At 71.7% G+C, this 11,409-nt stretch carries 8 protein-coding genes; 2 read left to right on the top strand and 6 right to left on the bottom strand.

Annotation, left to right across the window (positions count from 1 at the left end; translation table 11 throughout):
• Positions 1-17: 17 nt before the first annotated feature.
• Positions 18-1,706 (top strand): sodium:solute symporter family protein, encoded by a 1,689-nt coding sequence (locus tag ACIQFU_RS24090; protein WP_402554227.1) that lies wholly within the window; start codon positions 18-20, stop codon positions 1,704-1,706.
• Between the two features lie 21 nt (positions 1,707-1,727).
• Entirely contained in the window at positions 1,728-2,039 is a 312-nt protein-coding gene (locus ACIQFU_RS24095) for a hypothetical protein (protein ID WP_402554228.1), read from the top strand.
• A gap of 249 nt (positions 2,040-2,288) precedes the next feature.
• Here ACIQFU_RS24095 and ACIQFU_RS24100 read toward each other — a convergent pair whose 3' ends face one another.
• The 6 genes from ACIQFU_RS24100 to rsmA all read right to left on the bottom strand — a co-directional run bounded on the left by ACIQFU_RS24100 (position 2,289) and on the right by rsmA (position 10,841).
• Positions 2,289-2,963, bottom strand: a complete 675-nt coding sequence (locus ACIQFU_RS24100; RefSeq protein ID WP_402554229.1) for a LuxR C-terminal-related transcriptional regulator — start codon at positions 2,961-2,963, stop codon at positions 2,289-2,291.
• A 198-nt stretch (positions 2,964-3,161) separates the two neighbouring features.
• On the bottom strand, positions 3,162-5,081 hold the full coding sequence (locus ACIQFU_RS24105; protein ID WP_402554230.1) for a PQQ-binding-like beta-propeller repeat protein: 1,920 nt from the start codon (positions 5,079-5,081) through the stop codon (positions 3,162-3,164).
• Positions 5,082-5,163: 82 nt separating this feature from the next.
• Positions 5,164-6,933 carry a PQQ-binding-like beta-propeller repeat protein gene (locus tag ACIQFU_RS24110; protein ID WP_402554231.1) on the bottom strand — a complete coding sequence of 590 codons (1,770 nt, stop codon included), beginning with the start codon at positions 6,931-6,933 and terminating at the stop codon, positions 5,164-5,166.
• A 261-nt stretch (positions 6,934-7,194) separates the two neighbouring features.
• Positions 7,195-9,009: an ABC-F family ATP-binding cassette domain-containing protein gene (locus ACIQFU_RS24115; protein ID WP_402554232.1), complete on the bottom strand. Its 1,815-nt coding sequence runs from the start codon at positions 9,007-9,009 to the stop codon at positions 7,195-7,197.
• A 57-nt stretch (positions 9,010-9,066) separates the two neighbouring features.
• On the bottom strand, positions 9,067-9,966 hold the full coding sequence (locus tag ACIQFU_RS24120; RefSeq protein ID WP_402554233.1) for a 4-(cytidine 5'-diphospho)-2-C-methyl-D-erythritol kinase: 900 nt from the start codon (positions 9,964-9,966) through the stop codon (positions 9,067-9,069).
• A 14-nt stretch (positions 9,967-9,980) separates the two neighbouring features.
• A complete protein-coding gene (gene rsmA / locus ACIQFU_RS24125) occupies positions 9,981-10,841 on the bottom strand; it encodes a 16S rRNA (adenine(1518)-N(6)/adenine(1519)-N(6))-dimethyltransferase RsmA (protein WP_402554234.1) in 861 nt (286 codons plus the stop codon).
• Positions 10,842-11,409: the final 568 nt, after the last annotated feature.

Genomic DNA, 11,409 nt, shown 5'->3' on the forward strand with positions numbered 1-11,409 from the left:
AACGAAGCGAGTGCTTAATGCAAACCCCCACAAGCTCCACTTACCTAGCCGCAGAGCTTCGACTCCCCACCAACTGGCTCGACTACACGATCCTCGGGATCTACTTCGTGGTGGTCCTGGGCATCGGCTTCGCCGCCCGGCGTTCGGTCAGGACCAGCCTGGACTTCTTCCTGTCCGGCCGCTCCCTGCCCGCCTGGGTCACCGGCCTCGCCTTCGTCGCGGCCAACCTGGGCGCCACCGAGATCCTCGGCATGGCCGCCAACAGCGCCCAGTACGGCGTCTACACGACCCACTGGTACTGGATCGGCGCCATCCCGGCGATGGTCTTCCTCGGCCTGGTGATGATGCCGTTCTACTACGGCTCCAAGGTCCGCTCGGTCCCGGAGTTCCTGCTCCTGCGCTTCGACAAGGCCTCCCATCTGCTCAGTTCGGCCCTGTTCGCGGTCGCCGCCATCCTGATCGCCGGTGTGAACCTCTACGCCCTCGCGATCGTCGTCGAGGCGCTGCTCGGCTGGCCGGAGTGGGTGGCCATCGTGGTGGCGGGCTTCTTCGTCCTGGCGTACATCACCCTGGGCGGCCTCTCCTCGGCCATCTACAACGAGGTCCTCCAGTTCTTCGTGATTCTGGCGGGCCTCATCCCGATCACCATCCTGGGCCTGAAGAAGGTCGGCGGCTGGGACGGCCTGTCCGACTCGCTCTCCAAGTCCCACGGCTCCGACTTCATGACGGCGTGGGGCGGCACGGGCATCGGCAGTGACAACCCGCTGGGCGCCAACTGGCTGACCATCGTCCTCGGCCTCGGCTTCGTCCTCTCCTTCGGCTACTGGACGACGAACTTCGCCGAGGTGCAGCGCGCCCTGTCCGCAAAGAACCTCTCGGCGGCCCAGCGCACGCCGCTGATCGCGGCCTTCCCGAAGATCTTCATCGTCTTCGTCGTCATGATCCCGGGCCTGGTCGCCGCCGTCCTGGTCCCGAAGATCGGCACGCCCGGCTCGGACCTCCAGTACAACGACGCGATCCCGTACCTGATGCAGCAACTGCTGCCCAACGGTGTCCTGGGCATCGCGGTGACCGGTCTGCTGGCCGCCTTCATGGCCGGCATGGCGGCCAACATCTCCTCCTTCAACACCGTCTTCACCACCGACATCTGGCAGAAGTACGTGAAGAAGGACCGCCCGGACGACTACTACGTCCGCTTCGGCCGTCTGATCACGGTGATCGGCGTCCTCGCCTCGATCGGCACGGCCTTCCTGGCCTCGTCGTTCTCGAACATCATGAGCTACCTCCAGACGCTCTTCTCCTTCTTCAACGTGCCGATGTTCGTGGTCTTCATCATCGGCATGTTCTGGAAGCGGGCGTCCATGAAGTCCGGCTTCTGGGGTCTGATCGCGGGCACGACCGCCGCGATGGTGAACTACTTCGTCATCTACAAGCAGGGCATCATCGACATCCCCTCCGACCAGGGCGCCAACTTCGTCTCCGCGATCGCGGGCTTCGTCGCCGGTGCGGTGGTCATGGTCGCCGTGTCCCTGTTCACGGCCCCCAAGCCCACCACCGAACTCCAGGGCCTGGTCTACGGCACCACCTCCCCCGGCATGGCGGAGGCGCCCGCCAAGGGCGACGACGCCTGGTACCGCAAGCCGGCGCTGCTGGGCTGGGGGGCGGTCGTCCTGGCCGCCGCCTGCTACATCCCGTTCTCGTTCTGATCGCGGGAGGATTGAGAGAGCATGTCTGATTCCTACTCCGACAAGAACCTGCAGGACGAGGTCTCCGAGCTGGAGACCAAGTCCGTCACCGCCGCGCGGCTGTTCGACATCCGGCGGATCATCGGCGGGCTGTTCGTGATCTACGGCGTCATCGTGACGATCGCGGGGTTCGTGGCGTCCGACGACGACATCGACAAGGCGCAGGGGGTGAACATCAACCTGTGGACCGGGGTGGGGATGCTGGTTCTGGGGGTCTTCTTCCTGGCCTGGCTGAAGCTGCGGCCCACGGCCCCGCCGACGCCTCCGCTGGAGGAGGCCGCCGGCGAGGAGTGACGGAGCGGTTCTGACGCCGGGCGGATGGTCCGGCGTTGCCCGTGCCCCGGGGCGGGTGCGGGCGCGGGGTGGGTGACGCGGGGCCGGCGCGTGCCGGGTGCCGCTGCGCCCACCCGTGCCGCCATGGGGGGCACCCCCTCTGGGGGAGGCACGACTGCCCGCAGCTGGGGACCCACCCACAACGCACCGCGCTACGCGCACCCCCACCGAACCCGTACAGGCGCCGCAGGCATCCGCACCGCCCCCCGATCAACCGCCGGAGGCACCCGCCCGGTCCAGCAACCCCGTTCGCGCCGCCAGAGCGGCGGCCTCCAGGCGGGAGCCGACCCCCAGCTTCATCAGCACGCGCTGGACGTGCGTGCGGGCCGTGGACGGGGCGATGCCCATGCCCGCCGCGATCAGGCGGGTGTCCTCGCCGTCCGCGACCCGTACCAGCACCTCCACCTCCCGCGGGGTCAGCATCTGCAGCAGCCGCTGTCCCTCGTCGTCGGGCTGGGCCGCCGGGTTCAGCAACTCGCCGAAGGCCCCCTGCAGCAACGCCGGCGCCACCGCCGCCTCCCCGGCCCGCGCCTTCATGATCGCCCGCTCGACGCCCTCTATGCGCTCGTCGTGCCGTACGTACCCCGACGCCCCCGACGCGAACGCCGCCGCGATGCCGCGCGGGCTCGGCACCGGGCCCAGCACCAGGACCGCCACCTGCGGACGCTCCCGCTTGATCCGCGCCACCGGATCGAAGATCCCCGGCTCGGCCGGTGCCGCGGTCCCCAGCAGGCAGACCTCGGGCGCCCTGCTGATCACCAGCTCCGCCGCACCCGCGGCCGGTGCCGCCGCGGCCAGCACCCGGTGCCCCCGCAGCTTCAGCGCCGAGGCCAGCGCCTCGGCGTGCAATCGGTGATCGTCGACCACCATGAGCCGTACTCCCATGGAGCAACCCCCCAGTCACCCTGTCCCACCCCGGCATGCCCCCGGCATGTCCCCGGAAGCTACACGCTGGGCCGCCCGCGCGCTGCCCCTACCGGCGAGAACCGCCCCGGAGCAACCGAAATCCCCCGGCGACGCGGCCGGCCCCGCCCCCTGAACGGGGACGGGGCCGGAACGCTCACCCGTGCGAGGGCGACGGTGTCAGCCGCTGGTGCCGAACCCGATCGCCAGGTACTCCTTGTCGTCCGCGCTGGACGGCTTGCTGGCGTACACCTGCGACATGTACAGGTGCCCCTGCGAGTAGAGGAGCTCCGAGTAGTCCGGCGACATGCTGGACTCCACGTCGCGCACCGCCTCCGTCGCCGGGTTCTCCAGCAGCGTCGTCTGCTTGAACGTGGCGCCGTCGATGCTCACGACCTGGCCGCCCTTGTCGTACGGCGGGCGCTTGTAGGCGATCACGTTGCCGCCGTCCATGCGCAGCGGGGTGATCGTGTAGTCGTCGCCGGAGTCCGCGCGCTGGCCGGTCTGCTTGCCGGTGGTCAGGTCGAAGGCGACGACCTCGTTGGCCCGGCTGTACGACTCGCCGCTGCCCTCGTGCTCCTCGGTGGCGATGTAGAGCTTGCCGTTGCCTGCCGCGAGGCCCTTGCAGCTCTCGGGCTTGGTGATGCTGTCGCAGCGGGCCGCGTACTGGTCGCCGGGCGCCGAGATGCGGGTGAGCAGCTTGCCGGTCTTGTTGTCGATGGAGAAGAAGTCCGAGATGCCGCTGCCGTCACCGGCGGAGTCGCCGACGTCGGCGGCCACGACCAGCGGGTTCGTCGACGCGATGCCCGCGTACTCGATGCCCTTGGCCATCTTGTACTCCGAGATCACCTTCCCGCTCTTCGGGTCGATGGTCTGGATGTGCAGCTCCCGGGCGTCGTAGGAGCCGCACTTGCGCACCGCGACCAGCTTCTCGCCGCCGCCGTAGCCCGCGTCGTAGCAGGTGTCGGTCGTCTTCGGGGACCAGAGGATGTCGCCCTTGGCGATGTCGAAGGCGACTCCGCCGTCGCTGCTGCCCGCGGCGACGGTGTCACCGCTGATCGTGACGTTGTCGAAGGAGATCGGTCCCTCGCCCGCGGTCTTGGTCCACACCTTCTTCCCGGCGTCCAGGTCGAGGACGGCGACCTGGGTGCAGCCGTGCGAGGGCTGCGCCTTGGTCGGCATGGCGGGCTGGTGGACGATCACCGTCTTGTTGTCGTCGGTGACGTGCGGGGTGACGGCGCAGACGGGGCCGTCCAGCTTGACCGACCACTTCTTGCCGCCCTTGTCGAGGTCGTAGCCGACGACCTCGGCGATGCCGCTCTTGGCGTACACCTTGTCGGTGAGCCACGAGCCGGAGACGACGACGCTGTCGTCGTCCTTGGGCACCGCGGGCATGGGGACCTGGAAGAGCACCTTGGCGGCGGGGTCGGCGGGCGCCTTCTCCTTGGCGCCGGAGGACTTGCCGCCGTCGCCGCCCTTCTGGTCCGTACCGCCGTCACCGCCCTTGCCGCCGCTGGAGCCCGCGGTGTCCTTCTTGTCGTCGTCCTTGCCGGAGGAACCGGCGTACCAGACCCCGCCGCCGATGATCAGCGCGATCGCGACGACGGCCGCGACGATGATCGCGACCTGCGCGTTGATCTTCCGGCCGCCACCGCCCGGGCCGCCCGCGGCCTGGGGCTGCATGGGCATGGTCTGAGGCTGGTAGCCGGGCTGGTAGCCGTAGCCGGGCTGCCCCGGCTGGGCGGGCTGCCCCGGCTGGCCGTAGGGCGGCGTCGGCTGCCCGTACGCTCCGGGCTGCCCCGGCTGCTGGCCGGGGTAGCCGTAGCCCGGCTGGGGCTGCGGCGGCGTCTGCGGGTAGCCGTAGCCCGGCTGCTGGGGCGGCGGTCCGGCGGGCGGGGCCGGCGGAGCCGCGGGGGTCTGCGGCGGGGTCTGCGGGGCCGTCCCCGGCGTCTGCGGGTAGCCGTAGCCCGGCTCGGGAGCCTTGCCCAGGTCGGGTCCGGAGGGCGGCGTGGGCGGCTGCTGCGGCGGCTGGTTCTGCGGCGGGCCGAAGCCGCCGCCCTGCGGGGGCTGGTTGGGCGGCGGGGGCGGCGGCTGGGTCATGACGTGAGCACCTCGGAGAGCGGAGACGACGGGGACGGAACGGGCCGCGCGAGCGTGCCCGGGGAAGCGGCCGGAGAAGAGGTCACTTGCCGTAGGCGAGCATCAACTTCTCCTTCGACTCGTCGTTTCCGTTCAGACGGGTGGTGGAGATGAAGAACCGCCCGTCGACCCAGTCGATGTCCTTGGAGTAGAAGCCGTTCTCGATGTCCGCGACGCCCTGCGGGTTCTGCAGGAGCTTGGCCGGCTTGTGGCTGCTGCCGCCGGTCGGGATGGACACGACCTGGCCGCCGGCGTCGTAGGACGGCTGGACGTAGGCGATGAGCTGGTCGCCCTCGACCTTCATCGGCGTCATCGACTCGTCCACCGGGGACTTGGTGCGCCACTTCTCCTTGCCGGTGACGATGTCGATCGCGACGATCTCGTTGGCGCCGCTGGTCGCCTCGGTCGGCAGGTAGAGGGTGCTGCCGGCGACGGCCACGCCCGAGCAGCCCTGGAGGTCGCGTTCGAGGATGGCCCAGCCGCACTCGGGGGCGAAGTCCTCGTCGACGCCGACCTGTTCCTGGACCTTGCCGCCGGCGGTGAAGCTGGAGATGTTCCAGACCTTCTTGTCCTCGTTGGTGGCGTAGATCACGAGCGGGTCGACGGAGTAGGCGCGGGCGATCCGCCAGCCCTTCTCGTACTTGTAGGTCCACAGGACCTTGCCGGTCTTCGGGTCGAGGCCCTGGAGCTCGTCGTGCGCGTTGTCGCCGCCGGCGCCGCAGGAGGCGACCTGGACGAGCTTCTTCGCGCTGCCCGCGAACCCGGCGGGGAAGCAGGCGTCGCCGTACTTCTTCTTCTCGTAGAGCTTCTTGCCGCTCTTGACGTCGTAGGCGGTGCCGGACTGGGAGCGGCCGACCATCATGACGTCGCCGCTGAGCGAGAGTTCGAGGGAGAGCGTGGAGTCGAAGAGGTCACCTTCGGCGACCTTCTCCGACCAGCCCTTCGCGCCGGTGGCGAGGTCGATCTCCTGGAGCTGATTGCACTTCGCGCGGTCGCTGGAGCCGCTCATGTAGGCGACGACGATCTTGTCGGCGGCCGTCTTCTCCGGGGTGACCGAGCAGATCTTCTCCGGGAACGTGACCGGCTCCCAGGTGGGCTTGCCGTCACCGACGTTGTAGGCGAAGACCTGCTTGTACGCCGCCTTCACCGCGGCCTTGTCGGTGATCCACATTCCGTCGGCATCGGCGCCGGAACCGGGGGCGTCGGGGGCCTCCTTGTACCAGAGCACCTCGGACTCGCCCGCCTGGCGGCCCTCGTTGAGGTTCTCGGGGTCCTCGCCGCCGTCGCCGCCGCCGTCACCGGGGTCGACCGGGGCGCCGCCCTTGGAGCCGGAGGGCTTGGGGTCGTCGCTCTTGGAGGCGACGGGCTTCTTGTCCTTGTCGTCACCGCCGCTCGCGGTGACCGCCCACACGCTGCCGCCGATGACGAGCAGGGCCGCGACGGCGGCGCCGATCGCGAGGGCGGGCTTGCCCTTGAAGGGGTTGCGGGACCCGGGGCCGCCGGGCGGCGGGGTGCCGGGCGGGCCGGGGTACTGCTGCTGCGGATAGCCGTAGCCGGGCTGCTGGCCGTACGGCCCCGGCTGCTGCGGCTGGGCGTACGGGCCGGAGTTGTACGGTCCCGGCTGTGCGTACGGCCCCGGCTGACCGGGCTGGCCCGGCTGCTGCGGATAGCCGTACCCCGGCTGCTGCGGCGGCGGGCCGGGCGGCGGCCCCTGCGGGGGCGGCGGGGTCGGTGCCCCGAAGCCTCCCGGAGGCGGGTCCTGCGGTGCTCCGAAGCCACCCGGCTGCGGCGGCTGATTCGGCGGCTGGCTCATCAGCGCGTTCCCCCTTATTGCTTACTCACTGATTTTTAGCCACGCCCCGGGTCACGCGCTGGCCCCGGAGTCGTCAAAGGCGATCGTTCGAACTGCCTCGGACCGTGCTGGGACAGTCCTCGGACGGCCTTTCTATCACCCGCGGCCAACCCCCCACCGGGCCGCGTCCGCCCCTGTTCCCAAGGGAGGACCGGCCCGTGATGCCACTGTTACGAGCCTTCACGCCCCCTTTACACCCCACGCGCCCCCCGCACGCAGGGCTCAGGCGTCCTCCGCCAGTTCCAGCCAGCGCATCTCCAGCTCGTCGCGCTGCCCCGTCAGCTCGCGCAGCTCGGCGTCCAGTTCGGCCACCTTCGCGAAGTCCGTGGCGTTCTCGGCGATCCGCGCGTGCAGCTTGGTCTCCTTCTCGGAGACCTTGTCCAGCTGCCGTTCGATCTTCTGGAGCTCCTTCTTGGCGGCGCGCACGTCGGCGGCGCTCTTCTCGGGCACGGCGGCGGCGGGCTTGGCCGCCACGGCCGGGGCGCTCGACGCGGCGGCCTCCTCCATGCGCCGACGCCGCTCCAGGTACTCGTCGATGCCGCGCGGCAGCATGCGCAGCGCGCCGTCGCCGAGCAGGGCGAAGACCCGGTCGGTGGTGCGCTCGACGAAGAACCGGTCGTGGGAGATGACGATCATCGAGCCGGGCCAGCCGTCGAGGACGTCCTCCAGCTGGGTCAGGGTCTCGATGTCGAGGTCGTTGGTGGGCTCGTCGAGGAAGAGGACGTTGGGCTCGTCCATGAGGAGCCGCAGCAGCTGCAGCCGCCGCCGCTCACCGCCGGACAGGTCGCCGACCGGCGTCCACTGCTTCTCCTTGCCGAAGCCGAAGGTCTCGCACAGCTGCCCGGCCGTCATCTCCCGGCCCTTGCCGAGGTCGACGCGCTCGCGCACGCGCTGCACGGCCTCCAGCACCCGCCAGTCCGGGTCCAGCTCGGCGACCTCCTGCGACAGGTACGCCAGCTTGACGGTCCTGCCGACCCGCACCTGCCCGCCGACGGGCTGCCGCTCGCCCTCGCTGTACGCGGCCTCCGCCATGGCCCGCAGCAGGGAGGTCTTGCCGGCGCCGTTGACACCGACCAGGCCGATGCGGTCGCCGGGGCCGAGCTGCCAGGTGACGTGCTTGAGCAGCACCTTGGGGCCGGCCTGGACGGTGACGTCCTCCAGGTCGAACACGGTCTTGCCGAGCCGGGACGAGGCGAACTTCATCAGTTCGCTGCTGTCGCGGGGCGGGGGCACGTCGGCGATCAGCTCGTTGGCGGCCTCGACGCGGAAGCGCGGCTTGGAGGTGCGGGCGGGGGCGCCGCGCCTGAGCCAGGCCAGCTCCTTCCTGACCAGGTTCTGCCGCTTGGTCTCCTCGGTGGCGGCGATGCGCTCGCGCTCGGCGCGGGCGAAGACGTAGTCGGAGTAGCCGCCCTCGTACTCGTACACGTCGCCGCGCTGCACGTCCCACATGCGGGTGCATACCTGGTCGAGGAACCACCGGTCGTGGGTGACGCACACGAGGGCCGAGCGCCGCTCCCGAAGGTGCCCCGCGAGCCAGGCGATGCCCTCGACGTCCAGGTGGTTGGTGGGCTCGTCGAGGACGATCAGGTCCTGTTCCTCGATAAGCAGCTTGGCCAGCGCGATCCGGCGCCGCTCACCGCCGGAGAGCGGCCCGATGACCGTGTCGAGCCCCTGCGGGAACCCCGGCATGTCGAGCCCGCCGAACAGCCCGGTCAGCACGTCGCGGATCTTGGCGCTGCCCGCCCACTCGTGGTCGGCCATGTCGCCGATGACCTCGTGCCGGACGGTGGCGGCGGGGTCGAGGGAGTCGTGCTGGGTGAGCACGCCGAGCCGCAGCCCGCCGGAGTGGGTGACCCGCCCGGTGTCGGGCTCCTCCAGTCTGGCCAGCATCCGGATCATGGTCGTCTTGCCGTCGCCGTTGCGCCCGACGACACCGATGCGGTCCCCTTCGGAGACGCCGAGGGACACGCCGTCGAGGAGTGCACGGGTGCCGTACACCTTGCTGACGTTCTCGACATTGACCAGATTGACGGCCATTTCTCTCCTGCCTGGGGGATCGCTCGACCCTCCAGGGTAGTCCGGCCGCCGTGAGCCTCAGTCCAGGACCGTGGCTCCCGCCGCCGCCCCCACCGCCGTACGCACGTCCCGGCACGTCCCCGACGCCCGCAGTACCCCCGCGATGTCGGAGGCGGACCCGGCGTCGGTCGCGAGGAAGGCCGTGGTCGGCCCCGAGCCCGAGACCAGGGCGGCCAGTGCGCCCGCCGCCCGGCCCGCCGCGAGGGTGTCGGACAGCTCGGGGAAGAGGGAGAGCGCGGCGGGCTGCAGGTCGTTGGTGACGGCGACGGCTAGCGCGGCGGCGTCGCCCTTGGCCAGGGCGTCGAGCACGGCCTGGTCGGCGGCCGGCCCGGGGATGTCCAGGCCCTCCGCCAGCCGGTCGAACTCGCGGAAGACGGCCGGCGTCGACAGTCCGCGGGCGGCCAGCGCGAACACCCAGTGGAAGTCGCCCCCCACCTCCAGCTCCGTCAGCCGTTCCCCCCGCCCGGTGCCCAGCGCCGCCCCGCCGACCAGGCTGAACGGCACGTCGCTGCCGAGCTCGGCGCAGATCTCCAGCAGCTCCTCGCGGCCGGCGCCGGTGCCCCACAGGGCGTCGCAGGCCAGCAGCGCGCCCGCGCCGTCGGCGCTGCCGCCCGCCATGCCGCCGGCGACGGGGATGTCCTTGGCGATGTGGAGGTGGACGTCGGGTTCCCGGCCGTACCGGTCGGCGAGGGCGAGGGCCGCGCGGGCGGCGAGGTTGGTGCGGTCCAGGGGGACCTGGCCGGCGTCCGGGCCCTCGCAGGTGACGCGGAGCCCGTCGGCGGCCGGGGTCGCGGTGATCTCGTCGTACAGGGAGACGGCGAGGAAGACGTTGGCGAGGTCGTGGAAGCCGTCGGGGCGGGCGGCGCCGACCGCGAGCTGCACGTTGACCTTGGCGGGGACGCGGACCGTCACGCTCACGTGCTCGTCACTCCCTACTGCTTGTGCTCGGCGATACGCGCGAACTCTTCCACGGTCAGCGCCTCTCCGCGCGCCTGCGGCGACACGCCCGCGCCGACGAGGGCGGCCTCGGCGGCGGCGGCCGACCCCGCCCACCCGGCGAGCGCGGCCCGCAGGGTCTTGCGGCGCTGGGCGAACGCGGCGTCGACGACGGCGAAGACCTCGCGCCGGGACGCGGTGGTCTTCAGCGGGTCGGTACGCCGGACGAGGGACACCAGCCCGCTGTCGACGTTCGGCGCGGGCCAGAAGACGTTGCGGCCGATGGCGCCCGCCCGCTTGATCTCGGCGTACCAGTTGGCCTTCACGGACGGCACCCCGTACACCTTCGAGCCCGGTCCGGCGGCGAGCCGGTCGGCGACCTCGGACTGGACCATGACGAGGGTCCGCTCGATGCTCGGGAAGGTCTCCAGCATGTGGAGGAGGACGGGGACCGCGACGTTGTACGGCAGGTTCGCGACCAGCGCGGTCGGCGCCGGTCCCGGCAGTTCGGTCACCTGCATCGCGTCGGAGTGCACGAGCGCGAACCGGTCGGCGCGCTCCGGCATGCGGGCGGCGACGGTGGCGGGCAGCGCGGCGGCGAGGACGTCGTCGATCTCGACGGCGGTGACCCGGTCGGCGGCCTCCAGGAGGGCCAGGGTGAGCGAGCCGAGACCCGGTCCCACCTCGACCACCACGTCGTCGGGGCGTACCTCGGCGGTGCGGACGATTCGGCGGACCGTGTTCGCGTCGATGACGAAGTTCTGGCCGCGCTGCTTGGTGGGGCGCACGCCGAGCGCGGCCGCGAGTTCGCGGACGTCGGCGGGCCCCAGGAGGGCGTCGGGGGTGGGGCTGCTCACCCCGCAAGGGTAGCCGGGGCCACGCGGGCCTCATGCCCGCAGCCGGGCACCGAGGGCGTCCGCCTCGCGTCCACAGCGGGCGCGGACAGGCCTCACCCACACGGGAGGGTGCCGCGGACGGCCTCACCCACGCAGCCGGGCGCAGCGGGCGCCCGCACCCGTGCGGCCGGGCGCCACCGAAACCCTCAGCCCCGCCGCCGGGCGCCACGGATGGCCTCGCGCCCGCAGCGGAACGACGGCCCCGCCCCGGACGAGGCGCTGCGGGCAACCTCGCGAGCACCGGCCGAGCGCCACGGACGGCGTCGTCCACGCGGCCGGGCACCACGAAAACCCTGCGCCCCGCAGCCAGGCACCGCGGACAGCCGCATACCCGCAACCCGGCCGGACGGCCTCACACCCCCGGGCCGGCACCGCGGGCGGCCTCAGCCGCGCAGCCGGGCGCCACCGAAACCCTCAGCCCCGCCGCCGGGCACCACGGATGGCCTCGCGCCCGCAGCGGAACGACGGCCCCGCCCCGGACGAGGCGCTGCGGGCAACCTCGCGAGCACCGGCCGAGCGCCACGGACGG

Origin of the sequence: Streptomyces sp. NPDC093065, assembly GCF_044754585.1 — a bacterium.
Classification (GTDB): Bacteria; Actinomycetota; Actinomycetes; order Streptomycetales; family Streptomycetaceae; genus Streptomyces.

Coding starts and splice junctions, on each gene's coding strand:
- ACIQFU_RS24090 (WP_402554227.1), top strand. CDS start 18: ATGCAAACCCCCACAAGCTCCACTTACCTAGCCGCAGAGCTTCGACTC.
- ACIQFU_RS24115 (WP_402554232.1), bottom strand. CDS start 9,009: ATGGCCGTCAATCTGGTCAATGTCGAGAACGTCAGCAAGGTGTACGGC.
- ACIQFU_RS24105 (WP_402554230.1), bottom strand. CDS start 5,081: ATGACCCAGCCGCCGCCCCCGCCGCCCAACCAGCCCCCGCAGGGCGGC.
- ACIQFU_RS24110 (WP_402554231.1), bottom strand. CDS start 6,933: ATGAGCCAGCCGCCGAATCAGCCGCCGCAGCCGGGTGGCTTCGGAGCA.
- ACIQFU_RS24100 (WP_402554229.1), bottom strand. CDS start 2,963: ATGGGAGTACGGCTCATGGTGGTCGACGATCACCGATTGCACGCCGAG.
- ACIQFU_RS24095 (WP_402554228.1), top strand. CDS start 1,728: ATGTCTGATTCCTACTCCGACAAGAACCTGCAGGACGAGGTCTCCGAG.